The sequence below is a fragment of the Methylobacterium sp. J-070 genome (assembly GCF_022829385.1).
Classification (GTDB): domain Bacteria; phylum Pseudomonadota; class Alphaproteobacteria; order Rhizobiales; family Beijerinckiaceae; genus Methylobacterium.
In genome coordinates, this window is the sequence record NZ_JAKSXX010000098.1 from 1 (window position 1) to 23,804 (window position 23,804).

Consider the following 23,804-nt stretch of genomic DNA (forward strand, 5'->3'; position numbering starts at 1 on the left):
GGGAGGGCGCCATGCAGATCGATATTGCGGCCGTCGAGACGACGGCGGGGGTTGCGCTGACGGGTCCGCCCCTGCGGGCGCGGAGCTGGCTGCGCCGGCTGGACGACGGGCTCGGCTACCTGGTGGAGATCCCGGCGGCGGCGCTCGTGCTGGCCGAGATCCTGGTGCTGCTCGGCGGCGTCGTCAGCCGCTACGTGTTCCGCGAGCCGCTGGTCTGGTCGGACGAGCTCGCCTCGATCCTGTTCCTGTGGCTCGCCATGCTGGGCGCCGTGGTCGCCTTCCGCCGGGCCGAGCACATGCGCATGACCGCCTTCGTCGCCATGAGCGGCCCGCGCCTGCGCGCCTTCCTGGAGACGGTCGCCCTGGTGGCCGGGCTGATCTTCGTGGCGCTGCTGCTGGAGCCGGCCTGGGAATTCGCCAGCGAGGAGACCTTCGTCCAGACCCCCGCGCTGGAACTCAACAACGCGTGGCGCGCCGCCGCCCTGCCGGTCGGCCTCGGCCTGATGCTGATCGTCGCGGTGATCCGCCTGCTGGAGACCGCCGACTGGCGCCTCACCGCGGGGGCGCTCGTGCTGGGTGCCGGCGTCGCCGCCGGCCTCGTGGCGCTGCAGCCCTGGCTGATGGACCTCGGCAACCTGAACCTGCTGCTGTTCTTCGTCCTCGGCGTCGGCGCCCTGGTCTTCTCCGGGGTGCCGATCGCCTTCGCGTTCGGCCTGTCGACCTTCGCCTACATCGCGCTGACCACCAACGCGCCCTCGATGGTCGTGGTCGGGCGCATGGACGAGGGCATGAGCCACCTGATCCTGCTCGCCGTGCCGCTGTTCGTGTTCCTCGGGCTGCTGATCGAGATGACCGGCATGGCCCGGGCCATGGTGGGATTCCTGGCCTCCCTGCTGGGCCATGTCCGCGGCGGCCTGCACTACGTGCTGGTCGGGGCGATGTACCTCGTCTCGGGCATCTCCGGATCGAAGGCCGCCGACATGGCCGCGGTCGCCCCGGTGCTGTTCCCCGAGATGAAGGCCCGCGGCGCCAAGGAGGGCGACCTCGTGGCGCTGCTGGCCACCACCGGCGCGCAGACCGAGACGATCCCGCCCTCGATCGTGCTGATCACCATCGGCTCGGTCACGGGCGTGTCGATCACCGCCCTGTTCACCGGCGGCCTGCTGCCCGGCCTCGTGCTCGCCGCGACCCTGTGCGCGCTGGTCTGGTGGCGCTACCGCCGGGAGGACCTGAGCCACGTGGCCCGGCCCTCCGGACGCATCATCGGCCGCGCCTTCCTGGTGGCGATCCCGGCGCTGGCCCTGCCGTTCGTGATCCGCTTCGCCGTGGTCGAGGGCATCGCCACCGCCACCGAGGTCTCGACCATCGGCATCGTCTACGCGATGCTCGCGGGCCTGCTGATCTACCGGCAGTTCGACTGGCGGCGGCTCTACCCGATGCTGGTGACCACCGCGACGCTGTCGGGGGCGATCCTGCTGATCATCGGCGCGGCCACCGGCATGGCCTGGGCGCTGACCCAGTCGGGCTTCTCGCAGACGCTGGCGGAGGTGATGAAGAGCCTGCCGGGCGGCACGCTCGGCTTCCTGTTCGTCTCGGCCGCCGCCTTCATCGTGCTCGGCTCGGTGCTGGAGGGGATCCCGGCGATCGTGCTGTTCGGGCCGCTGCTGTTCCCGATCGCCCGGGCGGTGGGCGTGCACGAGGTCCACTACGCCATGGTGGTGATCCTCGCCATGGGCATCGGGCTGTTCGCCCCGCCCTTCGGGGTCGGCTACTACGCCGCCTGCGCGATCAGCCGCATCCATCCCGACGCCGGGATGCGCCCGATCGTCGGCTACATCGTGGCCCTCCTGGCCGGCCTCCTCGTCATCATCCTCGTCCCCTGGTTCTCGATCGGCTCAGCGAATCCGACGAGACTGGCTAGGAAGGCTCCTAAAGCGCCGGAAGTGGGCAAACGTATTGCCGCCGGCCTCATGAGCTCACTTCCCCGCTTACAGGGACCTTGCGGCGGCGCTGCTCGCGCACGCCAAGGTAGGCCATAGCGGCGAGCGCGAGGGCGACGAAGCCCCAGATCCGCAAGTCGTGAAAACCTAAGCTGCTGCCGACGCCGATGCCGAGCGGGGCGGCGATGTGGAACATGGCGACCGAGGCCCGGGGCAGCCCGAGGGCAAAGGCCGAGCCGAGTAGGTAGAGCAGGGCGACGAGGACACCGACAGCACCGCCGGCGCTGATCGCCTAATCCTTGGCTATGCCGCCGCCGAGGCTGACGGCGCAGGATTGTAGGCCGACGGCGAGGGACATGCACAGCCCGATGATCAGCACGGCGATGCGCATGATTGGTCCTTGGCTGCGCTGATGGTGGCTGGAGTTCGGGGAGGCGAGCTTCGAGGATATTGAAGCCGTCAATGATAGGAGCCGGGCGACAGGCGAAACCTGACGTTGGTTTCATGTCGAATATATTCGGTGTTTTTGCGGCGGGCAAGGTGATGCCAGTGCCGGCATGGAAGGCCGAGCGCGCGTCGCCTGGAACCTGCGGCGGCTGCGGGTTGAGCGGGGCATCACCCAGGAAGGTCTGGCGGTCGATGCCGGCGTCGACCGCACCTACGTCAACGGCATCGAGCGGCGCGACTTCAACCCGACCGTGGATCTGCTCGACCGCTTGGCGACAGCTTTAGCGGTCGACATCCTCGACCTGCTGGCTGTGCCGGCGAGCGACGAGGCCGAGCCGTCGCCCCTGTCGGCGGGACGGAAGCGACGCTGAGCGTGAATGAAGAGGGATCATCCGGCTGAATTCGCGACTCGACTGTCATGGTCCGCCAGCCGAAGCGATATGCCCTGCACGGGATACACGCGATGCACGGGCTTTTGCGAGGGTAGGTAAGGGGTACAGGCGTCGGCACCCAGGTGCAGTTGCCCAACCTCATCAACCAGCCCCTCGAACCCCTCAAACCCGCCTTCGAACGGCTCAACCAAGCTGAAGAAACCGCCAACCAGGGTTCTGGTGTTTGCCTGCCTTCCACTCCCCATGATCAATTTGATGCATATGGCCAAGCTCGGCTGGGGGTGACGCGGCAAGGCAGGTGCTCGGCCTAGCTGAACCTCGGCTCCAATGCCGTCAGTCAGTTGCTCGACGCCTTCGGACCCGTCTTTTATGCCAACGCCTAGGGGATGGGACGGAGCTGGATCGTGCGGTTCAACCATGTCGCCAACCGGGTGAACCCGGGTCATTTCCAGACCGTCGTGGACATATTCGTCGGGCAGCTGGGGTTCGTCGAGCTGCGGCGGATCGAACGCGCCGTGTGGTTGCGACAGCCCGGGGCCAACGTGGATCTTCAGCTCAGCCGTAGCGACACCGGGCATCGGGATCACGACCGGGAGCGCTCGCAAATCTCATTCCTCAGCGACACCTCAAAAGCCGACCTCGACCGATTGGCCGCGTGGTTCCTCGCCAGCGGGCTGCCAGCTCATGTCGGCGCCTATTCCGATCGGGAATTCTACCTCGATGTGCCGGCAGCTTTCGTCGATTTCGTCGTCGAGGCGATGCTGCCTGAGCTCGCCGCTTACGACGTCGTGGTATGACCCTTCTCAGACCTTCAGAAGGTCCGCTTGCTGGAGGTCTGATCGAACCAGAATGACCGAAGGTGGCCGGAAGCGGCTGGTCCGCTTCGAACAAGACTTGCCGGGAAAGCGGACGTGAAACTCTGTTCCGTAGACGGCTAAGCCGGCTAAATGCAGATGCCCGTTTGCAGGCGATCCAGTGGCTGAAGCGGACCTTGTGTCCTGGCTTTGTTAGGCAATGTCGGACCGCACACCATAAAAGATTTAGGGACTGGTCAGTTAAAGCTCGATAGACCGACCCGGTTTGCGGCAACGAGTCTTATCTGATTTACCGGCCGTGCTATCGGATCTACGAGTCGGATCTGAGACGCTAGACTCAGGATCTAGCATTCACGTTACCTGGGCACCCCCATTCTGCCTTCGATCGAAGGACCGGACGCCAGCCGTCGGCACAGACTCTTCAACCTTCAGGTCGGCTACAGAGGGCTTGCTTGTCCGCGAGGCCGATAAGCCAAATCGGATCATCGTCAGTAGGAACATTGCCAGCATCAAGACAAAGACGCTAAACGAGATAACCCGCTGCTGCATGTGCTCCAAACCGAGCGTGGTTCCGATCCGGTTCGGATCCGTGGTCGAACGCAGCAAACGCGCACGTTCACCGGACCAGCTTCCAAAAACGAGATAGTTGAGCGTCCCGCCAACGCGGCTCGCGTCACCACGAGCGACGTATTCAATGTGGCAGGTGGAGACGAGATAGTACCAGCGCGTGCACTTCGACTCCTTGATCGCCAGGTCGTCGACTAACACCCACCGGCCGCCGACTTGCAGGTCGCTTGCGAGCTGTGGGCCGGCGTAAACCAGAGGACCGATGAGGGTGAACGCCACGGCGGCAAGGAACAAGAAACCGCGCACCATCTGTCTGCCTCCGATATGCACGTAATTGGTGCTGTCTGCCGCCCCTAGAGCGGGCCGAGGGTTTCTTCGTCAGACCCAGGACAAGGCCCGCGCCTTGGCGAACATCCGCGTGCCAGACCACGCCATGAATGCCGCCATGGCGCCGACGCCGAGCAACGTCGGCAAGCTACCCGCGAGAAGGCTACCGGCTAGCGCCGCAAAGCCCCAGAGGAGGGCAAAACCCCAGCAGATCAGGCCGCGGAGGTAGTACGTTCCCGCCTTGGCCGCCGCAGCACCGGCGACGGCCGCCGATCGAGCACCGGTGACGATCGCGCGCTCGCGCCCCCAAGCTTCGGTCGGTTTGCGGATCATCAGGCTGCCCGCCCTGCCTTGAGAGCAGCCAGCCGCTGGGCGATGGCCGCACTCTTCTGAAGCGCGTCGATCTCGGCAACCCGGTGGATCGTCCCTGCTTCGGCAGGTGTGAAGCCGACGCCACCCGCACCCTTCATAGCGCGCTCAAACGCCTTCTCCGCCACGTCGAGCCGCTGACCAGGTGAGTGTTCACGACGTACGGGGCAGTAGCCAATCCCCGCCTCGCGTTTTGAGATCTCGAAGGCGGCAAGCGCTTCCTCCATCTGCCCCTTGCGCGCCACCAGTGCCGCGAGGCCGGGCTCCAGTTCCGCCTCCTCGGCCCGGACCTGCGCCTGCACATCCTCGAGCGCCTTGGCCTGGGTCTCGAAATCGATCTGCCGGGACAACGCCGCCTCGGCGAGATCCTCCCGGCCCTCGTCGACGGCGAAGGCGGCTTTGCCACCCAGATCCTCGATGCGCTTAGCCAGCAGCTGTTGCTGGCGCGCCGCCTGCAGACGACGCACTGTCATGCTGTCGAGCTCTGCCTTCGCCTGATCGATGGCCCGCTCCGCTTCGCGGATAGCCTCGCGCATCAGCACCGGGCCACCGGCGGCCTCCAGCCTGTCGATCGCGTCCTCGACCGAAGCCGATAAAATTCGCGACATTCGTGAAAAGATCGATTCAGACATAGCGCACCTCGACAGCACCCACGATGTAAGATCGACTAACGCTTATTGAGCTTTGATTAAGACCGAGCAGTAATTCTCGGCGAGATAAACAGTTTCTATACCCGGCAGCTCCATCGTGGCAGGCGTTTCGATGAGAGGCGTGCCCTCATGGTTGATACCGGTCTCGTCCTGCTGGCCATCGCGTTGGCCGCCGCTCCATTCTACATCGTCGTGGCGACCCGCAATCGCCTCGTCGCGCTCGATCAGCGCTGCGAGACGGCGTTTGCCGACATCGATGCGCACCTCAAACACCGGCAGAACCTGATCCCAGGATTGGTCGAGACGGTCAGAGGCTATGCCAAGCACGAGCACGATGTGCTGCTCGGCGTCACCGAGGCGCGTACAGCCGCCCTCGCCGCAATCCAGCCCGAGGCACGTCTCGAGGCCGAGAAGAACCTGACGCAGACCATCAATGCCCTGATCGGGGCGGCCGAGCGCTATCCCGATTTGAAGGCGTCGAGTCAATTCGGCGCGTTGCGCGATGAATTCGTCTCTGCAGAGAACCGCATCACTGCATCGCGCCGCTTCTACAACCTCGCTGTCGGCGAGTACGGGGCGACTCTGCGCCAGTTCCCCGGCAGCCTCGTCGCGCGGCTCTGGAAGATGCAGCTGCGCAGGCCGTTCGACCTTGGCATCGAGCGCGTTCTTATCGACGAACCTGTCGCCTTCAAGTTCTGAACTGCCTGCGAGAGCCACATGTTGCGCGTCAACGGCCTGTTCGGCTGGATCGCGGCGAACGACCGACGTTCACTGGTTCTGTTCGCCGGCTTTCTCGCCGCCTTCCATGTCGGAGCCGTACTGGCGCTCTACCTGCCGCTCGCTGCTCTCGACCCAGAGCATGCGCCGGGCTTCACCTGGGCCGGCTACGCGAGCCGCTACCTGATTCTGGTGACGCTTGCCGGCATCATCCTGTTCGTTGCGCTTCTTCTCTGGCACGTCCATGCCGTGCGCAGGATCATGGCCTTCACGTTCGTGGACGAGCAGGACGAGCCGCGCTTGTGCCGCATCGTCGAACCGCTGGCGATCAGCATGGGCCTACCGCTACCTTATGTCGGCGTGATCTCCTCGCCTGCGATGAACGCATTTGCGTGCGGCATACGGCGCAAGGACGCTGTCGTCGTTGTGACGCGCGGGCTCATCGACGGTCTCGACGACGACGAGTTGGCAGCCGTGGTCGTGCACGAGCTCGCGCACATCCGCAATGGCGACATCCGCCTGATGGCCGCGGCCAACGTATGCCTGCGCCTGCTCGACTGGCTGATCACATCACGGATGAAGCAGACTACGCCGCTGAAGGAACTCGTGGGTCTCCCGATCCTGACGTTGTGGTTTCCCCCGATCCTCGTGTTCGTGCTGATTGTCAACTTCATCGCTCAGTCGGCCTTGAAGGCAGGCCGGCTCATCCGGCTTCTGATTTCTTCATCCCGTGAGTTTGTCGCCGACGCGGTCGCCGTGGAGGTGACGCAGAACCCCGCCGCCCTCATCTCGGCCTTGCGGAAGGTGCACGGCAACAGTGCGATCGCCGGACTCCCCCTCGGACAGGACGCGATGATGATCGATGGCGCGGTCGATGGCGGATTGGCGACGCACCCGAGAATGGATGACCGCGTGACCGCAATCGTCGCGGTGACTGGGTCCATGGCGCTTGTTGCTGCTGCGCGACATGACACGCGACCGAATGTCCTACGCAGGTCAGCCGACCGCCCGCATGACGCATCGGTCCATCCTGACAGGCCAGGGGGAGAGCGCGCGCTGAGCGCACTCCGTCGCGTCGCCGTTGATGACACTAGGAACTGGCTCGGTCTGACCCGCAACATGAGCTACGGTGCGATCCTGGCGGTTGCAGTCGTCCTTGGGAGTCATGCCAAGCAGCTCGATCGCCCGGCCGCGCTGATCGCGGTCTTCGATCCTCGACCGTTCAACGTCTTCCTCGCGGCTGCCGCCAAGGGCATAGCCTGCAACGTTGGAGCGATCGCCGCCCTGGCCGATGTTCCACTTCTGGCTCGGAAGTGCGATCCGAAGGAGATGACCGCATTTCTCACCGTGCAGAGTGAGCATGCTGGGCCGTTTGGCGCGATGTTGGCTGTGATGGCCGATAATCCGAGCGGCACCTTCTCGTCGCCTAATGCCAAAGAAAGGCGCGCAGTCAGTCGTTAGCTCTTTAAGCGGACCAGGCGTCCGGTCTTGCGCGACGGCAATCCCACGTGGCGCATTCTGGCCGAAAGCCGCCCGTCCGCTTCTGAGGATAGATGCCGCATGAGCAGATGAGTGCTTCGCGACCTATTTCGAGCACAGGCAGGATGCGCGTATCAGGCGGCCAGCCAATCCGGCATTGCGTCAGCAGCTAGTCTCGAGTAGCGGCAGCTCTGATCCGATGTGACTTCACGTCCGAGCCACAGCGGCTCACTCTTGTCGCAATGGTCTTGCGGTACTCTCCCAGTATCGCTTGCTTAGCCGTTCGGGCGTGATGAAGTGGAGCGATCGGCGACTGCCCTGACGCTCTGGTACAACGCGTCAACGCCAGTCCGGTCCTCCAACTCACGGCTACCGGGTCAGCGCGTCACAAGCGCGCCGGCGCTCGGGAAGAACAGCTGTTCGCCGCCGATTTTGAAACCCGCGATCGCCTGCTGTCCCTCTGGTGAGACAAGCCAGTCGATGAAGGCCTGTCCCCGCTTCGCCTTCACGCCAGAGCGCCTATCGGGGTTCACCAGCATCACCCCGTAGGGATTGAACAGGCTCGGGTCCCCCTGAACTAGGATGACTAGGTCGGCGCGATTCTTGAACGCGAGCCACGTCCCCCGGTCGGCGAGGATGTAGGCGCCGAGGGCGGAGGCCGCGTTGAGCGCGGGACCCATGCCTTGGCCTACATCCCGGTACCAAGAGCCTCGCACGGCCGCGAGATCGACTCCCGCCTCCTTCCAACTGCGCAGCTCGGCACTGTGGGTGCCCGAGCGGTCACCGCGCGACACGAATGCCGCCTTGCTGGCCGCGAGCTTGGCGAAGGCCTCACTCACGCCCCGGCCGCGCACGCCCGCCGGATCGGAGGCCGGGCCGATCAGCACGAAATCGTTGTACATCACGTCGTACCGCCTCTCCGCGAAGCCCTCGGCGAGGAACTTGTCCTCGGCCGGACGATCGTGGACCAGCACCACGTCGGCATCGCCGCGGCGCGCGGCTTCGAGCGCCTGTCCCGTGCCCAGGGCGACAACCTTCACGTCGATCCCGGACGTCTCCCGGAAGAGCGGGAGGATGTGTTTGAACAGGCCGGACTGCTCGGTTGAGGTCGTAGAGGCGACGACGATCGAGGTTGGTTCGGCGTCGGCCGAAGGCAGGAGGCCGGCCGCGCTCAGGAGTGCAGCCAATCCCAGGGTCAGGAGGCGACGACGAAAGGGGTCCACGGCAACTCACAAGCGAGGTAGGCCCGCGCCTCGGACGTGCAGGGCGAGAACAGGATTTGGCGGGATGGACCATGCTCGACGGCGCGGCCGGAGGCCAGCACGATCACCGTGTCCGCGAGGCGCGCCACCTGCCCAAGATTGTGTGAGACGAGCACCACCGTGGTGCCCGCCCGCGCCATCGCGGACACCAATCCCTCGACGATCTCGGTCGAGGCTGGATCAAGGTTGGCGGTCGGCTCGTCGAGGAGAAGCAGGTCAGGTCCGACCGCCCAGGCGCGGGCCAGCGCCAGCCGCTGCTGCTCGCCACCGGAGAGCCGCGTCGCGGCATCGCGTGCGCGCTTCGAGAGGCGGACGCGGGCGAGCGCTTCCTCCACCCGTGCGGAACGAGCAGGACGGGGCAGGCCTCCGAGAGCCAGCGCGACGTTCGCGAACGCGGTTGCGCGGATCAGCGCCGGCCGTTGAAACACGAAGGCCCGCCGGTGCGGGCCGACCTGAACCATTCCGCCGTCGGGTCGCAGTAGCCCGTCGATGACCCTGAGGGTGACGCTCTTGCCGGCCCCGTTCGGGCCGATGATGGCCGTGACGCTGCCCGAAGCAATCTCCAAATAGAGATGGTCGAGCACCGTTCGGCCGTCGAGTGACAGAGTCACGTCTTCGAGGCGAATGGCTGGCGTCGCGCTCATCCATACACTCGCGCGGCGTGCCGGCGGAGCACGGCCACGGCGACGTTAACCACCAGAACGAGGCCGATCAGCACGAGGCCGAGCGCCAGGGCGAGACTGAGATCGCCCTTCTGGGTCTCCAGCGAAATCGCCGTCGTCATCGTGCGGGTATACCCGTCGATGTTCCCGCCGACGACGAGGACCGCTCCGATCTCCGAGATTGCCCGGCCGAACGCGGCGAGCGCCGCGGTTACGAGGGAGAAGCGCACGTCGTAGATCATCGCCATGGCCTGACGCGGTGCGGAAAGCCCGAGGGAGCACAACTGCTCTCCGAGATGCACCCGGGCGTCGGCGACGATCTGCTGCGTCAGGGCGGCGATGAGCGGGGTCGCGAGCGTCGCCTGTGCGGCGATCATCGCGGCCGGGGTAAACAGCAGGCGGAGCGGTCCGAGCGGACCCGAGCGAGAGAGGACGAGGTAAAGTGCGAGGCCGACGAGCACCGGCGGCAGCCCCATGAAGGCGTTCAGTAGGCCGACCGCCGCGCCCCGTCCGGGAAAGCGGGCGACAGCCAGGAACGCACCCAGGGGTATGCCGAGCACGAGACCGATGCCGACGGCGGTGAGACTGACACGCAGCGACAGCCACGCGATCGCCAGCACGTCCCGATCCAGACTGCACAGGCGGGATAGGATTTCCTGGAGCGTCTGCATCATGCGCCCGGGCCGGTCCGCGGGAATGGGACGGGGCGGATGGTGAGATCAGCCGCCGAGTCCGACCTCGAGACGCAAGTTCGGTGGAATGGACCTGTCATGGCTGCCAGGGGAGCGCGTGCGGATAGGCGGCGAGCATATCGCCCGGGGCGACCATTGTCGTGTCGTCGGGACGTTCGACGAGGCCATCGCTATCCGTCGGGGATGTGAGCAAGCCCCCTTCTCGGGGTGACTTGCTCGCTGCGGGGCGTCGTCTGTGCCGCACTCCAGGCAGCGCCGCGCGTATTCTCGCCGACACGGCTTCTTTCGGTACGCGAGCGCGGCGCGCGCTGGGTCGACCGCCACGCCGGCCCTTGATCATCGAACCCGGATGGCGCATCGCCGCCACTATGATCCGAAATGCGTCCTCGGCGCTGATCCCGCTTCGGGAGGCGACGAACCTGCTCAGCGGCGAGGTTGCTCCCGTCGCCCCCGCGACCGTTCCGCTCGCAGCGGCGCTCGGACGCGTCGCCGCAGGAACGGTCGTCGCGCACGCCGCTGTGCCCGCGGGCCTGACGGCGATGCGAGACGGCTTCGCGGTCGAGGCCGCTGCGGTGGGCGGCGCGTCGGCCTACGCGCCGATCTTCCTGGCGCGACCACCGCCATGGGTCGAGGCGGGACAGCCGCTGCCGTCCGGCACCGATGCCGTCCTGCCCCCGGAGGGATTTGCGGACGGGATGGTCGTCGCGGACATCGCCACGCGGGAGGGCGTGCGGGGAGCGGGGGACGACGTTGCCGCCAACGAGAGGCTGATCGAGGCGGGCACCCGGATAGAGCCGCTTCACCTGCTCGTCTTTGAGGCAGTCGGCCTCAAGTCGGTAGACGTCCGTCAGCCACGCGTCCGCGTCGTCACCGCGGGTGCGTCCAGCTTCGATACCGTATCGCCCCTGCTCAGGCGTCTGATCGAGCGGGCAGGCGGGGCGACCGACGCCGTTCGCGCCCAGGGTGTCGGCGACATCGTCGATGCTATCCGCGGCGGTACGGCGGACGCGGTACTGGTCGTCGGGGGAAGCGGTTTCGGCCGCTCGGACCATAGCGCGGCGGCCCTCGCCCTTGCCGGAGAAGTCCGCGCGCATGGCATCGCGATGCGGCCTGGGGAAACCACCGCCGTCGGCTTCGCAGCCGGCAGGCCGGTTCTCCTGGTGCCCGGGCGTCCCGAGGCGGCGCTCGCCGCATTCTTGGCACTCGGCCGTCCTCTCATCGCGAGGCTTGCCGGCGCGCAGGACCGCTTGTCTCGGCGGCACGTCCTCGTACGAAAGATCGTCTCGTCGATCGGGCTGTCTGAGGTCTTCTTCATCCGAAGCGGGTCGGATGGCGTCGAGCCTCTCGGTGCAGCCGACCTTCCCCTCATTCGGTTGGTACAGGCGGACGGCATCATCGTGGTCGAGCCAGAAAGCGAAGGCTTTCGGGCCGGCGAGGAGGCAGAGGTTTGGGCCCTGTGAGTGCCGACGCAGACCGTGACGAGGCGGCGGATTTCGCCGAGCGTCTCGCCGCGGCCTCGAGCCAGGAGCAGTTTCTCAGGGTGATGAGCCGGGACGAGGCGCTCGCAAGATTCCGGGCGGCGGTCCCGCACACGCGCCTGCCTTCAGAGACGGTACCCTTGGAGGAAGCGCTTGGGCGCGTGCTCGCCCGCGACGTCGCCTCCCCGATGGACGTTCCGCCCTTCGACCGCTCCCTGGTCGACGGCTTCGCCCTGCGGGCGACAGACACGGAAGGAGCCGGGCCGGCGAGTTCGCGGCGTCTCACGCTGAACCGCGAGATCCTCGCCTGCGGCGTCGCGCCGACAATCGTCGTCCAGCCGGGAACGGCGACGCCGATCTCCACTGGCGGCATGATCCCACGCGGGGCCGACGCCGTGGTGATGATCGAGCACTCGGAGTTCGACGCCAGGAGCTTCGCCGTCGATGTTTTGACCGCAGTTCGGCCCGCGCAGTTCGTAGGCTATGCTGGGGCTGACATGGCCCGCGGCGAGACGGTGCTGCGCAGGGGAACACGGATCACCGCCCGCGAAATCGGTATGCTGGCGGCGTGCGGCCTCGCGGCCGTCGACGTCACCAGACGCCCGCGCGTCGCGGTCCTGTCCACGGGGGACGAGCTGGTCGCACCGGGCGAGCCCCTGCCCAAAGGCGCGATCTACGACTCGAACGGCGCGATCATCGCGGCCGCGGTGACCGAGAACGGCGGGGAACCGCTTCGGCTCGGGATCGTGCGCGACGATGCTGCCGTCCTCGAGGTCGCCCTCCGGTCCGCCCTACGCGACAGCGACCTAGTCGTGCTCTCGGGGGGTACGTCCAAAGGCGCTGGCGACGTCTCGCACCGTGTGCTGTCCCGCCTCGGCGAGCCGGGCATCCTGTTCCACGGCGTGGCCCTGAAGCCTGGGAAGCCACTCTGCGTGGCGGTGGCTCAAGGAAAGCCTGTCATCGTCCTGCCGGGGTTCCCCACCTCCGCGATGTTCACCTTCCACGATTTCGTCGTCCCTTTCGTGCGGGCGCTTGCCGGACTGCCGCCGCGGGAGGACGAGACGATCGAGGCGCGCGTGTCCCAACGGGTGCCCTCCGAGCTCGGTCGGACCGAGTTCGTGATGACCTCGCTCGCCCACGGTTCCGACGGGGCTATCGCCCTGCCGCTGCCGAAGGGCTCGGGTTCGGTCACCGCCTTCTCGCAGGCGGACGGGTTTTTCGCGGTTCCAGCCGCGCGCGCAGGCGTCGAGGCCGGAGAGGGCGTCTCCGTGGTTCGCCTAGGCGCCGGCGTCCGGGCGCCGGATCTGACGATCGTCGGCAGCCATTGCATCGGTCTGGACCGGGTGGTCGGCCTGCTCGCTGAGCGAGGCTACCGCGCCCGTACCATCTGGGTCGGGTCGGCCGGCGGCCTCGCCGCCTTGCGACGCGGCGAATGCGATGTCGCCGCCATGCACCTCTTCGATCTCGAGACGGGCCGGTACAACACCCCGTTCCTCACCGAAGGGATGTCCCTCGCCCCCGGTTGGCGCCGCCTCCAAGGCGTCGTGTTTCGCCGCGGCGACGCTAGGTTCGAAGGTCGGGACGCCGCGGACGCGGTCGCCTCCGCGCTCTCCGACTCCGACGCCGTGATGGTCAACCGCAACGCTGGATCGGGCACGCGCCTGCTCGTGGATGGGCTGCTGAACGGTGCCCGGCCGGCGGGATTCTGGAACCAGCCGCGCTCGCATAACGCCGTCGCCGCGGCGGTCTCGCAAGGCAGGGCTGACTGGGGCGTGGCGATAGCAAGCGTCGCGGATGCCTACGGGCTCGGCTTCCGCCCGCTGACGGAAGAGGCTTACGACCTGGCCTATTGCGAGCAAGCCGAGGGGATGCCGGCGCTAGCAGCCTTTCTGAGACTGCTCGGCGAGCCTAAGACGGCCGCGGCGCTGCGCGATCTGGGCTTCTCGGCCGCCGCAAAATCCTCGTGACGCGCACATAGCTTGCCGGCCTCGTCGCGGGCGGCGCGCCCCCGCCCGACCTGGCCGAGATCGCATGCATTCGCATCCGCCAAACGGCCCCGCGGTGGACCCACCTCGATGGAACGAAACGGACAATCTTGTCGCCCGCCGGGATGATCGACGATGCCGTTTCGCGTAAGGACGCCCGCGAGGCGCTGGGGCCTCCATCGAAGCGGCGGTATGCGTTGGGCGAGGACACGAGCATCAGTTTACGGATCGAGCTCGGCTCGGACACCTTGCTCGGACCGGGAAAGGCCGCCCTCCTAAGCGGCATCCGCGACACTGGTTCCATCGCCGCCGCGGGGCGCCGGATGGGCATGAGCTACAAGCGAGCCTGGTATCTCATCGACACGTTGAACAAGGCATTCCAGGAGCCGCTCGTCTCCGCAAGCAAGGGGGGACGCCGGGGCGGCGGCGCCATCCTGACGAGCACGGGCGACACTATCCTCGACAGTTACCTGCGCATGGAGCGGCTCGCCTCGGAGGCCGTGGCGGGCGAACTCGACCTCCTCGCTTCGCTGATGAAGCCCGATTCCTAGGATCGACGCCGCCGCGCGGAGGCGCGCATCCAGTAGGAGCAGAGTCGCGAGGTTGAGCGTCGGCCTAGCCCGGGAGCCCGCGGCTTGGTGCCCGCAAGCCTGCTGCTTCCGGCGCTGCCCGCGGCACGCGCCTGCTGTCCACCATCAAGGTTCGGCGGCACGCCTGGGCGCGCCGCCGGAGGTCGCGCTGCCTACTCGGCGGCCATTGGGGTCGCGTGGACGGCGGAGGCCCGGGCCGCGCAGAACTTGAACTCCGGGATCTTGCCCATCGGGTCGAGCGCCGGGTTCGTCAGCAGATTGGCCGCGGCCTCGGCGTAGCAGAACGGCATGAAGATCATGCCGACCGGAACGTCGCGGTCAGAGCGCACCTTCAGCTGGACGGCACCGCGTCGCGTCTCCAGCTTCATTGTATCGCCGGGCTCCAGCCCGAGCCGATAGAGCTCCTTCGGGGCCAAGAAGGCGACCGCCTCGGGCTCCAGCGCGTCGAGGACGCCGGCGCGCCGGGTCATCGATCCGGTGTGCCAATGCTCGAGCACGCGGCCGGTCGACAGGACCATCGGGTAATCCTCGTCCGGCAGCTCGTCCGGGGGCACCACGGCGGCTGGGACGATTTTCGCGCGCCCGCTCTCCGTAGGGAAGCCGGCGTAGAAGATGATCTCGTTGCCGGGTTTGTCCGGCGCGTCGACCGGGTAGGTCACGGCGCCCTCGCGCTCTAGGCGCTCCCAGGTGATGTTGTTGAACGACGGCATCACCATGGCCATCTCGCGGAAGATGTCGGCCGGGCCGCCGTAGTTCCAGGGCAGGCCGAGGCGCTTCCCCAGTTCCTGGATGATCCACCAGTCCTGCCGCGCGTCGCCCGGCGGCGACACCACCGGCTGCGAGATCTGCACGCGACGGTCGGTGTTGGTGAAGGTGCCGGCCTTCTCGGCGAAGGCGGAGGCCGGCAGCACCACGTCGGCGTGGAAGGCGGTCTCCGTCAGGAACAGGTCCTGCACGACGAGGTGGTCGAGCATCGCCAGAGCGTGCCGGGCGTGGTTTAGGTCCGGGTCGGACATCGCGGGGTTCTCGCCCTCGACGAACATGCCCTTGATCTCGCCGGCGTGGATCGCTCGCATGATCTCGACGACGGTGAGGCCCCTCTGCGGGTCGAGCTTCTGACCCCAGAACTCCTCGAACATCTCCCGCACCGCGGTCTTCTCGACCGATTGGTAGTCCGGGTAGACCATCGGGATCAGGCCGGCGTCGGACGCGCCCTGGACGTTGTTCTGGCCGCGCAGCGGATGCAGGCCGGTGCCGGGGCGCCCGATCTGGCCCGTGATGAGGGCCAAGGCGATCAGGCAACGCGAGTTGTCCGTGCCGTGGACGTGCTGGCTGATCCCCATGCCCCAGAAGATGATCGAGGACTTGGCGCGGGCGTAGAGCCGGGCGACCTCGCGCAGAGTCTCCGCGTCGATGCCGCAGACCGAGGCCATCTTCTCCGGCGTGAACTCGACGATCTTCTCCTTCAGCGCCTCGAAGTTCTCGGTATAGCCAGCGATGTACTGCTCGTCGTAGAGCCGCTCCTCGATGATCACGTTGAGCATCGCGTTCAGCATCGCCACGTCCGAGCCGGGCTTGAACGCGAGGTGCTTGTAGGCGTGCCGCGACAGCACCTGCCGGCGTGGGTCCATGACAATCAGCTTGGCGCCGCGCTGCTTCACCGCGTTCTTAAGGAAGGTAGCCGCCACGGGGTGGTTTACGGTTGGGTTGGCGCCGATCACGATGATGACCTCGGCATCGAGAGCCGCCGAGAACGGCGCCGACACGGCGCCCGAGTTCAGCCCCTCCATAAGGGCCGCCACCGACGAGGCGTGGCACAACCGCGTGCAGTGGTCGACGTTGTTCGAGCCGAACCCGAGCCGGACGAGCTTCTGGAAGAGGTAGGCCTCCTCGTTCGATCCCTTCGCGGAGCCGAAGCCGGCCAGCGCCTTGCTGCCATGCGTGTCGCGGACCGCCTTGAGGCCGCCGGCTGCGCGGTCGAGCGCCTCCTCCCAGGTCGCCTCGCGGAAGTGGGTCCACGGGTTGGCCGGGTCGACCTGGTCGTTGGCGTCCTTCGGGACGTTGTCCAGGCGGATCAGAGGCGCCGTCAGGCGGTGGGGGTGGTGGACGTAGTCGAAGCCGAAGCGCCCCTTCACGCACAGCCGGTTGTGGTTGGCCGGACCGTTCACGCCCTCGGCGTAGACGATCTTCTCGTCCTTCACCTTGTAGGAGACCTGGCAACCGACGCCGCAATAGGGGCACAGTGAGGTCACCTCGCGGTCGGGGTAGACAGTCCGGGTGTTGTGCTCGGCGTCGAGGTAGGCGGACGGCATCAGCGCGCCGGTCGGACAGGCCTGGACACACTCGCCGCAGGCCACGCAGGTCGAGCCGCCCATCGGGTCGTCGAAATCGAACACGACCTTGGCGTCAGCCGAGCGGTAGGCCATGCCGATGACGTCGTTGACCTGGACCTCGCGGCAGGCGCGGACGCAGAGGTTGCACTGGATGCATGCGTCGAGATTGACGCTCATGGCCGGGTGGCTGAAGTCGCCGGTCCAGCGCTCGGACGCGGGGAAGCGGCTCTCGGAGACGTCGAGGAAGTCGGCTTGAACCCAGAAGTGCGAGGTCGGGTCGTGCGAGGTCTCGCGCTCGGGCTGATCGGCCACGAGCAGTTCTAGAACCATGGCGCGGGCCTTGATTGCGCGCTCGGTCGCAGTCTTGACCTTCATGCCCACGGCAGGCGTGCGCTTGCACGAGGCGGCCAGCACGCGCTCGCCCTCGATCTCGACCATGCAGGCGCGGCAGTTGCCGTCCGGGCGGTAGCCGGGCTCGGGCTTGTGGCAGAGGTGCGGGATGTGGGTGCCTAGGCGCTTGGCGACGGCCCAGATCGTCTCGCCGGGGCCGGACTCGACGTTCTGTCCGTCGAGCTCGAACATGATGGTTGGGGGTGCGGTCGGCCGCTCCTTCAGATCGTGCAGACCCGACGGCTCCGGGGCCGCCTGGCCGCCCGCCTTCGCCCCTTGCGAGTAGGAGCCGCCGGCCACCGGCTTCGGGCCCTGCGCGGGGCCGCCCGCATCCTGCAGCCCGTCGGCCCGGATCTCGGACTTCTCGGTCTTGTCGCCGTGCTGTTCGGGGGCGTTGCTCATGCGGCCGCTCCTGGCTCGGACATCGGGATAGGGTTCACGGGCGCCATCGGTTGCCTCACTCCGCCGCCGCGGCGTGTGGCGCGGGGAAAAGATCCGGGAAATACTTGATGACGCTGCTGAGGGGGTTTGAGGCGGCTTGGCCGAGGCCGCAGATCGAGGCGTCCCGCATGCACTGGGACAGCTCGCCCAGGAGCTCGGTGTCCCAGACGCCCTGCTCCATCAGGATGCGGGCCTTCTGGGTCCCAGAACGGCAGGGGGTGCACTGCCCGCAACTCTCGTCCTCGAAAAACCTCATCAGGTTCAACGCGGCGCCGCGCACATCGTCCCGGTCCGACAGGATTACGACGGCGGCGGAGCCGATGAAGCAGCCGTACTTCTCCAGCGTCCCGAAATCGAGCGGGATGTCGTTCATCGACGCCGGCAGGATGCCGCCCGACGCGCCGCCCGGCAGGTAGGCCGCGAAGGTGTGGCCGTCCGCCATGCCGCCGCAATACTCGTCGATGAGTTCCTGGATGGTGAGGCCGGCCGGGCCGAGCTTCACCCCCGGCTCCTTCACGCGCCCCGAGACCGAGTAGGAGCGCAGGCCGACGCGATCGTTGCGGCTGTGGCTCTTCCACCACGTGCCGCCCCGCTCGATCAGGTCGCGGACCCAGAACAGCGTCTCGATGTTATTGATCAGCGTCGGACGGTTGAACAGGCCGACCTGGAACGGGAACGGCGGCTTGTGCCGCGGCAGCCCGCGCTTCCCTTCGAGGGACTCGATCAGCGAGGATTCCTCGCCACAGATATAGGCGCCGGCGCCGCGGCGCAGGTGGATGCGGGGGCCGCCCTCGGGGAGCTTCGCGATCTCGCGCGTCAGGATCTCGCGGGAGATGGGATACTCGTCGCGCAGATAGATGTAGACCTCCGGCGCCTCGACGACGTGGGCGCCGATCAGCATGCCTTCGAGGAAGCGGTGCGGGTCGGTGTTGAGGTAGAGCTGGTCCTTGAAGGTGCCGGGCTCGCCCTCGTCCCCGTTGACCGCCATTAGCCGGGGCCCGGGCTCGCCGCGCACCGAGCGCCACTTGCGCCCCGTCGGGAAGCCCGCGCCGCCGAGGCCGCGCAGGCCGCCATCGTCGAGCACCGTCAGGATGTCGTCGACCGGGAGGTCCCCGTTGCGGAGCCGGTCGAGGGTCGCGTATCCGCCGGCGGCCCGATAGGCGTCGTAGTCGACGTAGTCGGGGATGTGGGCGTGAGTGTCGCCGGCCTCGACCGCGGCCGTCACGGACGCGAGGTTGGCCTTGTGCAGGAAGTTGTGCCCGACCTCGACGGCGGGCGCGTGGTCGCACAGGCCGACGCAGGGCGCGCGCACGACGCGGACGGCGTCGGAGGCGAGTTCCCGCTGGAGCGTCTCCAGCAACTCCTCGGCGCCGAACATCGCGCAGGTGATGCTGTCGCAGACCCGAACGGTCAGCCGCGGGATCGAGGCGCCACCCTCCTTCACGACGTCGAAATGCGCGTAGAAGGTCGCGGTCTCGAACACCTCGGCGAAAGCCAAGGCCATCTCATCGGCCAGCGCCGCCAAGTGGTCTGCGCTGATCTGGCCGTAGGTGTCCTGGATCAGGTGCAAGTGTTCGATGAGCAGGTCGCGCTGGCGCGACCGGGAGCCGAGAAGCTCCTCGATCTCGACCTTCGCCCGCGGCTCGACCTGGCGCCCCTTGGGGACGCTGCGCGCCTTGTTCCGCCCCCGGCCGGGATGCGAGAAATTCCTGACTGTCCCCGGTGCCTCACTCATGCGGTATCTGGTTTCCAACTGCTGGGGCGGGTGGTCGCGGCGTCCTGAGGTCCGGTTGGGGCCTACTGGCCGCCGAAGGCTCGGAGCGGCTGACCGGCCTCGGACCGGTGTTTCATCGTGACAGACGCCGTCGCCTCGTCCAGGGACGTGACCCTGGGTCCGACGACGGAGCGGAGCTCAATCTCGAACGCGTCGAGGACGTCGTTCAGGCGGTCCATCAGGGAATTCGGGGCGTCTCCGGCCAGGGAATCAACCGCCTCGGCGATCGCGTCGCGGACCCGGCCGCTGAGCTCCTGCGTCAGCGGCGGCTTCGCGTCGGCGCAGTAGGCGTCCGTCACGATGGTGGCCCAGTCCGCCGCGGAGGATGCGTCACCCATGTTCATGCCTGCGCGATCGAGGGAAGGTTGAAGTCGTGCATGGCGTGCCCGTTCGGGTCCGCTGGTGTGGCGTTCGCTCGTGGCATACCAAATGGCAGCCGTTATAGCGGAGGTGTTATATCGTTTTTGAAGTCGTTTCAATTTGCGTGGCGCCGCGGTCACGCGCCAGGACGGCGTGGCTGACGCTTGCCCTGAGCCATAACGCGGGGCAGTGGAAACGGCACGAGGGAGGTGGTCAGCGGTGTCCGGCATTCGCGTTATCGGACTTGCCGGGTGGAGCGGGGCCGGCAAGACCAGCCTGCTGGTTCGGGCCATCCCCGTGCTCGTCACCCGCGGGGTTAAGGTGGCGACAATCAAGCACGCCCACCACGACTTCGACACGGACTGGCCTGGGAAGGATTCCTACGAGCACCGCAGGGCGGGAGCGAGCGAGGTCCTAGTCTCTTCGGGCCGCCGGTGGGCACAGGTCCACGAGCTGCGCGACGAGCAGGAGGCGACCCTAGCTCAGCTCCTGCGGCGGATTAGCCCCTGCGACCTCGTCGTCGTGGAAGGGTACAAGCGGGAGCCGATCCCCAAAATCGAGGTCCATCGCGCCGACAACGGCCGCCCGCCCCTCTATCCTTTGGACCCCACCGTCGTGGGCATCGCGAGCGACGTCGCATTTCCCGCATCGGGCATTCCCATCGTAGATTTGAACGATGCGGAGGCGGTGACAGGGCTGATGCTCGACGTAGCCGTTTCCTTCGAAAATGTCCTCGGGAGGCTCTAGCCGGATGGCCCAGCTCAGCGATGACTGCTTCGCGTTCGGCGGTCCTCTGATGACCATCGAGGACGCGCACGCGCTGTTCGGCGAGCGGCTCGTAGCGGTCGTCGGCACCGAGGACGTTCCCGTCTCGGACGCCGACGGACGCATCCTGGCCGAGGATTGCGTTGCGCCCATCGACGTCCCACCGTTCCCCAACTCGGCCGTCGACGGCTACGCAGTCCGTTTTGCGGACCTGCGCGCCTCCGATGCGACGGTCCTGCCGGTCGGCGCGGTCGTCGCGGCCGGCGTCGCCTCCGAAGGCGTGTCGGTGGCGGGCTCGGCCGCCCGGATCTTCACCGGAGCCCCGATGCCGGCTGAGGCCGACACCGTCTTCATGCAGGAGGACGTCTACGTCCTTCCCGACGGCCGGGTGTCCTTGCCGCTCGGGCTGAAGCGCGGCGCCAACAGCCGCGACGCCGGCGAGGACGCGGCGAAGGGCTCGTCGATCATCGCAGCCGGGCGGCGTCTCCGGCCGCAGGACTTGGCTCTGGCGACCGCGGTCGGCCTCCGCACCTTGAAGGTCCGCCGCACCCTGAAGGTCGGCGTGTTCTCGACGGGCAACGAGCTCGTCGAGCCGGGAGCGCCCTTGAGGCCAGGCGCGATCTACGACTCGAACCGTGTCCTGCTGCTCGCTCTTATCCGGCGGATGGGCTTCGCGGCGCGTGACCTCGGCATCATCCGTGACGATCCGGCGGCCCTCGCCGCGAGGCTCTCAGCGGCGGCTGCCGAGCATGACGTGATCCTCACCTCGGGCGGCGTGTCGACCGGCGACGAGGATCACGTGAAGACCGCCGTCGAGACTATCGGGCGCCTCGTATTCTGGAGGCTGGGGATCAAGCCGGGACGGCCGGTCGCGATGGGCATGATCGACGGCAAGCCGTTCCTGGGTCTGCCGGGCAACCCGGTGGCCGTCTACGTTACCCTCTTGTTCGTCGTGCGGCCGCTCCTCGCCCGGCTTGCCGGCGAGGCTTACGCGCCGCCGCCCGGATTCACCGTCAGGGCGGCCTTCTCTTATCGGAAGCGGGCGGGCCGCAGGGAGTTCGTTAGGGTTAGCCTCGCCCGGGACAGCGACGGCACCTGGGAAGCCCGGAAGTTCCAGCGCGACGGCGCGGGCATGCTGTCATCGCTCACCGAAACCGACGGTCTCGTGGAGCTGGAGGACGGCCGGATCGCGGTCGTGCCGGGCGACGTCGTGCGGTTCCATCCGCACGAAACCCATTGGTAGCAAGGCCGTACCTAGAGCCTCGCCAGACAAAGGCCGCGCCCGAGCATTGCCGGGCTCGGGCTTCCGTTATATCAAATCTGCTATCTCGCTTGTGATTGGCCGTGAGCGGCCGCTCGATCGGCAGGCTTGGGCAACGATGTTCGATGGTGTCTGGCGGAGCCAAGCAGGCGCGGAACTTCGCCTCCTCCAGATGGGCGAGGCCGTCTCCGGGACTTACACCGCCGCCAATCCCGGCTTTCCGCAGACGCATCGAAGCCGCATCCTCGTCGGCACGGCCGAGGGCGACATCATCGGATTCGTGACCAGCACGTCGTCGCCCCAGGAAATCACGGCTTGGACCGGGCGGCTCGTCCGCACCGACGAAGAGACGGCCGAGGAGATCCATGCGGTCTTCCATGCCGTCGATCGGTGTTCGCAGCCACAGGCCATGGACGGTCACATCGCGCTCGAAACAACCATCTTCTCGAAGGTCGAGACCGCTTGTCCATGAAGGCAAGGCCGCTTCCATCCTCGACATTGTCCTGAGGAACGGAAGGCGAAATTGGAGCGAGGAACTGTCGGCGCATCGTTTGCCGACAAACATCGTATTTCCGGTTCGTCCTCCATCCCGTCATTTCCAGATCGGGCATTCGAATAGCCGATCGCAATCGGTAGCAACCGCTTACGGGACGTCCTCAAAGCTGGCCGAATTGCCGGGATAGGCGTGAGATGGCCGGCTAGCGTTGTTCTGACGCGAATGATTCACCGCTTGCCATGCTCATGTTGGCGGCCGTCATTTGCAGCTGCCCTGGTGCGCAATCCATCGCTCACCGTAGCCGTACCGAGGACGGGCGCGGGTCGGCTGGCTCCCTCGTGTAAGTCGCCTCCTCAGGATTGCTGGGAGCTGTACGGCTATTCCCTCGGCCAATTCTCGTCGTGGAATCGCTGTTCATGCCAATATTTTGGTTTCGTTACTGATGAGTGTATTGGGTTCTTGATGCATGTGTGATCACTCAAACACGATTTGAATATTGAGTACACTTCGAGGCGCGACGGAGGGCATATGAGCACACACCCTGGTCGAACGGCAGACGAGTGGGCCGGCATTATCAGCGATGCGTATGCTGCTAGAACACGGCCACCATTGACACGCCAACTCGAGAAGGAGGTTCGTCAAGTGATCGCCGAGGCGCTTCGGGAAGCAGAAGCGGCCAACAGCCCGGACAGCGAGTGGTGCGAGCGCGTCAACCTCGTTCTGGATCGCAGCGAGATGTCCCTTCATGCAGCCGTGGGGCCTCGGCTTGCCGCGATCGATGATGCTTCAGGAACGGCCGTGATGATGCACCGCTCGGAAGCCGGAAGGCCCCTGCGCGCCTTCGGCGGGCAATAGCTGATGCGGCACGGGATGCACCTTCACTGACCAATGGCGTTTCATAGGCAGCAACACGGGAGCGGCGGGAGCGAGACCATGAGTTCCGTGAATGAGGTGTGTGAGGTGACTGGCTTCGGTCCGGCATGGCCAGCCGCCAATGCGGATTGGCCGACGATCCGTGACTGGCGCAAGGAAACCCGGGACAGACTGATCGCGCAGAGGAGAAGCATTTCGGCTGAGGATCGGTCCGCTTGGAGCGAGAGGATCAGCCGCGCCCTAGAAGCGGCTCTCGAGCCGTACGCCGGCAGACTGATCGGCTTCTACTGGCCGTTCAGGGGCGAGTATGATCCACGAGCCGTTCTCACCGCGATGCAAGAGCGCGGCTCACACCTTGCTCTGCCGGTGATCGTCGAACGTGGTCAGCCGCTCGTCTTCCGTGAGTGGTCCCCTGGCAGCCTGATGGTGCAAGGAACCTGGAAGATCCCGATGCCTGAGTCGGGCAAGGCCGTTTTCCCCGACCTCCTCGTGGTGCCGCTGGTCGGGTTTGATCGGCAGGGCTACCGTCTCGGCTATGGCGGCGGCTTTTATGACCGGACCATTGCCGCAATGCCAGAGAGGCCACGCTCCATTGGTGTCGGCTTCGAACTCGGACGCCTAGAAACGATCTGCCCCCAGAGGCACGACATTCCGCTGGAGCGGATTATCACGGAGGGCTGACGTGACCTGACCGGCCGACCCTTGATGGGACCGATCGGGTGAGTAAACCGATGTTTTT

Annotated in this window: 22 protein-coding genes; 13 read left to right on the top strand and 9 right to left on the bottom strand. The window is 66.7% G+C overall.

The features are described from left to right. Window positions 1-11: 11 nt before the first annotated feature. The 3 genes from MKL01_RS06905 to MKL01_RS06915 all read left to right on the top strand — a co-directional run bounded on the left by MKL01_RS06905 (window position 12) and on the right by MKL01_RS06915 (window position 3,576). Window positions 12-2,039 carry a TRAP transporter large permease subunit gene (locus MKL01_RS06905; protein ID WP_243904510.1) on the top strand — a complete coding sequence of 676 codons (2,028 nt, stop codon included), beginning with the start codon at window positions 12-14 and terminating at the stop codon, window positions 2,037-2,039. Window positions 2,040-2,497: 458 nt separating this feature from the next. Beyond that, window positions 2,498-2,758, top strand: coding sequence for a helix-turn-helix transcriptional regulator (locus tag MKL01_RS06910; RefSeq protein ID WP_243904474.1), 261 nt, complete (start codon window positions 2,498-2,500; stop codon window positions 2,756-2,758). A 425-nt stretch (window positions 2,759-3,183) separates the two neighbouring features. Continuing rightward, entirely contained in the window at window positions 3,184-3,576 is a 393-nt protein-coding gene (locus MKL01_RS06915; protein ID WP_243904475.1) for a hypothetical protein, read from the top strand. 369 nt (window positions 3,577-3,945) lie between these two features. Here MKL01_RS06915 and MKL01_RS06920 read toward each other — a convergent pair whose 3' ends face one another. The 3 genes from MKL01_RS06920 to MKL01_RS06930 all read right to left on the bottom strand — a co-directional run bounded on the left by MKL01_RS06920 (window position 3,946) and on the right by MKL01_RS06930 (window position 5,489). Beyond that, window positions 3,946-4,470, bottom strand: a complete 525-nt coding sequence (locus MKL01_RS06920) for a hypothetical protein (protein ID WP_243904476.1) — start codon at window positions 4,468-4,470, stop codon at window positions 3,946-3,948. A 69-nt stretch (window positions 4,471-4,539) separates the two neighbouring features. Then, window positions 4,540-4,821: a hypothetical protein gene (locus MKL01_RS06925; RefSeq protein ID WP_243904477.1), complete on the bottom strand. Its 282-nt coding sequence runs from the start codon at window positions 4,819-4,821 to the stop codon at window positions 4,540-4,542. Beyond that, entirely contained in the window at window positions 4,821-5,489 is a 669-nt protein-coding gene (locus MKL01_RS06930; RefSeq protein WP_243904478.1) for a PspA/IM30 family protein, read from the bottom strand. Before MKL01_RS06930 ends, MKL01_RS06925 begins: the two co-directional genes overlap by 1 nt. A gap of 147 nt (window positions 5,490-5,636) precedes the next feature. Here MKL01_RS06930 and MKL01_RS06935 point away from each other — a divergent pair, with 147 nt between their 5' ends. Both MKL01_RS06935 and MKL01_RS06940 read left to right on the top strand, forming a co-directional pair. Continuing rightward, window positions 5,637-6,206, top strand: a complete 570-nt coding sequence (locus MKL01_RS06935; protein WP_243904479.1) for a LemA family protein — start codon at window positions 5,637-5,639, stop codon at window positions 6,204-6,206. Between the two features lie 18 nt (window positions 6,207-6,224). Next, on the top strand, window positions 6,225-7,685 hold the full coding sequence (locus tag MKL01_RS06940) for a M48 family metalloprotease (protein WP_243904480.1): 1,461 nt from the start codon (window positions 6,225-6,227) through the stop codon (window positions 7,683-7,685). A 395-nt stretch (window positions 7,686-8,080) separates the two neighbouring features. Here MKL01_RS06940 and MKL01_RS06945 read toward each other — a convergent pair whose 3' ends face one another. From MKL01_RS06945 to MKL01_RS06955, 3 genes are read right to left on the bottom strand one after another with little or no spacing between them, the layout of a single operon-like run. After that, window positions 8,081-8,926, bottom strand: a complete 846-nt coding sequence (locus tag MKL01_RS06945) for a substrate-binding domain-containing protein (RefSeq protein WP_243904481.1) — start codon at window positions 8,924-8,926, stop codon at window positions 8,081-8,083. Continuing rightward, window positions 8,899-9,609: a phosphate ABC transporter ATP-binding protein gene (locus MKL01_RS06950; RefSeq protein WP_243904482.1), complete on the bottom strand. Its 711-nt coding sequence runs from the start codon at window positions 9,607-9,609 to the stop codon at window positions 8,899-8,901. Before MKL01_RS06950 ends, MKL01_RS06945 begins: the two co-directional genes overlap by 28 nt. Continuing rightward, window positions 9,606-10,301 carry an ABC transporter permease gene (locus MKL01_RS06955; protein WP_243904483.1) on the bottom strand — a complete coding sequence of 232 codons (696 nt, stop codon included), beginning with the start codon at window positions 10,299-10,301 and terminating at the stop codon, window positions 9,606-9,608. Before MKL01_RS06955 ends, MKL01_RS06950 begins: the two co-directional genes overlap by 4 nt. 386 nt (window positions 10,302-10,687) lie before the next feature. Here MKL01_RS06955 and MKL01_RS06960 point away from each other — a divergent pair, with 386 nt between their 5' ends. From MKL01_RS06960 to MKL01_RS06970, 3 genes are all read left to right on the top strand, one after another. Next, a complete protein-coding gene (locus MKL01_RS06960; protein ID WP_243904511.1) occupies window positions 10,688-11,779 on the top strand; it encodes a molybdopterin-binding protein in 1,092 nt (363 codons plus the stop codon). Then, window positions 11,776-13,764: a molybdopterin biosynthesis protein gene (locus MKL01_RS06965; protein WP_243904484.1), complete on the top strand. Its 1,989-nt coding sequence runs from the start codon at window positions 11,776-11,778 to the stop codon at window positions 13,762-13,764. Before MKL01_RS06960 ends, MKL01_RS06965 begins: the two co-directional genes overlap by 4 nt. 143 nt (window positions 13,765-13,907) lie before the next feature. Continuing rightward, window positions 13,908-14,333: a winged helix-turn-helix domain-containing protein gene (locus tag MKL01_RS06970; RefSeq protein ID WP_313901441.1), complete on the top strand. Its 426-nt coding sequence runs from the start codon at window positions 13,908-13,910 to the stop codon at window positions 14,331-14,333. 191 nt (window positions 14,334-14,524) lie between these two features. Here the strand turns inward: MKL01_RS06970 and fdhF are convergent, their stop codons facing one another. The 3 genes from fdhF to MKL01_RS06985 form a co-directional block, all read right to left on the bottom strand. Beyond that, window positions 14,525-17,497, bottom strand: coding sequence for a formate dehydrogenase subunit alpha (gene fdhF / locus MKL01_RS06975; RefSeq protein ID WP_243904485.1), 2,973 nt, complete (start codon window positions 17,495-17,497; stop codon window positions 14,525-14,527). 55 nt (window positions 17,498-17,552) lie between these two features. Further along, complete coding sequence (locus MKL01_RS06980) at window positions 17,553-19,271, bottom strand: NAD(P)H-dependent oxidoreductase subunit E (protein WP_243904486.1); 1,719 nt, start codon at window positions 19,269-19,271, stop codon at window positions 17,553-17,555. 62 nt (window positions 19,272-19,333) lie between these two features. Further along, window positions 19,334-19,648, bottom strand: a complete 315-nt coding sequence (locus MKL01_RS06985) for a hypothetical protein (protein ID WP_243904513.1) — start codon at window positions 19,646-19,648, stop codon at window positions 19,334-19,336. Between the two features lie 241 nt (window positions 19,649-19,889). On the opposite strand from MKL01_RS06985, the gene mobB reads away from it, so the two are divergent. The 5 genes from mobB to MKL01_RS07010 all read left to right on the top strand — a co-directional run bounded on the left by mobB (window position 19,890) and on the right by MKL01_RS07010 (window position 23,746). After that, entirely contained in the window at window positions 19,890-20,417 is a 528-nt protein-coding gene (gene mobB, locus MKL01_RS06990) for a molybdopterin-guanine dinucleotide biosynthesis protein B (RefSeq protein WP_243904487.1), read from the top strand. Between the two features lie 4 nt (window positions 20,418-20,421). After that, window positions 20,422-21,678, top strand: a complete 1,257-nt coding sequence (gene glp / locus MKL01_RS06995; RefSeq protein ID WP_243904488.1) for a gephyrin-like molybdotransferase Glp — start codon at window positions 20,422-20,424, stop codon at window positions 21,676-21,678. A 136-nt stretch (window positions 21,679-21,814) separates the two neighbouring features. Then, complete coding sequence (locus tag MKL01_RS07000; RefSeq protein WP_279604444.1) at window positions 21,815-22,168, top strand: avidin/streptavidin family protein; 354 nt, start codon at window positions 21,815-21,817, stop codon at window positions 22,166-22,168. A 666-nt stretch (window positions 22,169-22,834) separates the two neighbouring features. After that, window positions 22,835-23,047 carry a hypothetical protein gene (locus MKL01_RS07005; RefSeq protein WP_243904490.1) on the top strand — a complete coding sequence of 71 codons (213 nt, stop codon included), beginning with the start codon at window positions 22,835-22,837 and terminating at the stop codon, window positions 23,045-23,047. A gap of 78 nt (window positions 23,048-23,125) precedes the next feature. Continuing rightward, window positions 23,126-23,746, top strand: a complete 621-nt coding sequence (locus tag MKL01_RS07010) for a 5-formyltetrahydrofolate cyclo-ligase (protein ID WP_243904491.1) — start codon at window positions 23,126-23,128, stop codon at window positions 23,744-23,746. The last annotated feature ends 58 nt before the right edge of the window (window positions 23,747-23,804 follow it).

Bases quoted from the DNA above. Each gene is read 5' to 3' on its own strand.
- MKL01_RS06905 (WP_243904510.1), top strand. From the start codon at position 12: ATGCAGATCGATATTGCGGCCGTCGAGACGACGGCGGGGGTTGCGCTG.
- MKL01_RS06910 (WP_243904474.1), top strand. From the start codon at position 2,498: ATGGAAGGCCGAGCGCGCGTCGCCTGGAACCTGCGGCGGCTGCGGGTT.
- MKL01_RS06920 (WP_243904476.1), bottom strand. From the start codon at position 4,470: ATGGTGCGCGGTTTCTTGTTCCTTGCCGCCGTGGCGTTCACCCTCATC.
- MKL01_RS06925 (WP_243904477.1), bottom strand. From the start codon at position 4,821: ATGATCCGCAAACCGACCGAAGCTTGGGGGCGCGAGCGCGCGATCGTC.
- MKL01_RS06930 (WP_243904478.1), bottom strand. From the start codon at position 5,489: ATGTCTGAATCGATCTTTTCACGAATGTCGCGAATTTTATCGGCTTCG.
- MKL01_RS06935 (WP_243904479.1), top strand. From the start codon at position 5,637: ATGGTTGATACCGGTCTCGTCCTGCTGGCCATCGCGTTGGCCGCCGCT.
- MKL01_RS06940 (WP_243904480.1), top strand. From the start codon at position 6,225: ATGTTGCGCGTCAACGGCCTGTTCGGCTGGATCGCGGCGAACGACCGA.
- MKL01_RS06950 (WP_243904482.1), bottom strand. From the start codon at position 9,609: ATGAGCGCGACGCCAGCCATTCGCCTCGAAGACGTGACTCTGTCACTC.
- MKL01_RS06955 (WP_243904483.1), bottom strand. From the start codon at position 10,301: ATGATGCAGACGCTCCAGGAAATCCTATCCCGCCTGTGCAGTCTGGAT.
- MKL01_RS06960 (WP_243904511.1), top strand. From the start codon at position 10,688: ATGATCCGAAATGCGTCCTCGGCGCTGATCCCGCTTCGGGAGGCGACG.
- MKL01_RS06970 (WP_313901441.1), top strand. From the start codon at position 13,908: ATGATCGACGATGCCGTTTCGCGTAAGGACGCCCGCGAGGCGCTGGGG.
- fdhF (WP_243904485.1), bottom strand. From the start codon at position 17,497: ATGAGCAACGCCCCCGAACAGCACGGCGACAAGACCGAGAAGTCCGAG.
- MKL01_RS06980 (WP_243904486.1), bottom strand. From the start codon at position 19,271: ATGAGTGAGGCACCGGGGACAGTCAGGAATTTCTCGCATCCCGGCCGG.
- MKL01_RS06985 (WP_243904513.1), bottom strand. From the start codon at position 19,648: ATGGGTGACGCATCCTCCGCGGCGGACTGGGCCACCATCGTGACGGAC.
- glp (WP_243904488.1), top strand. From the start codon at position 20,422: ATGGCCCAGCTCAGCGATGACTGCTTCGCGTTCGGCGGTCCTCTGATG.
- MKL01_RS07000 (WP_279604444.1), top strand. From the start codon at position 21,815: ATGTTCGATGGTGTCTGGCGGAGCCAAGCAGGCGCGGAACTTCGCCTC.
- MKL01_RS07010 (WP_243904491.1), top strand. From the start codon at position 23,126: ATGAGTTCCGTGAATGAGGTGTGTGAGGTGACTGGCTTCGGTCCGGCA.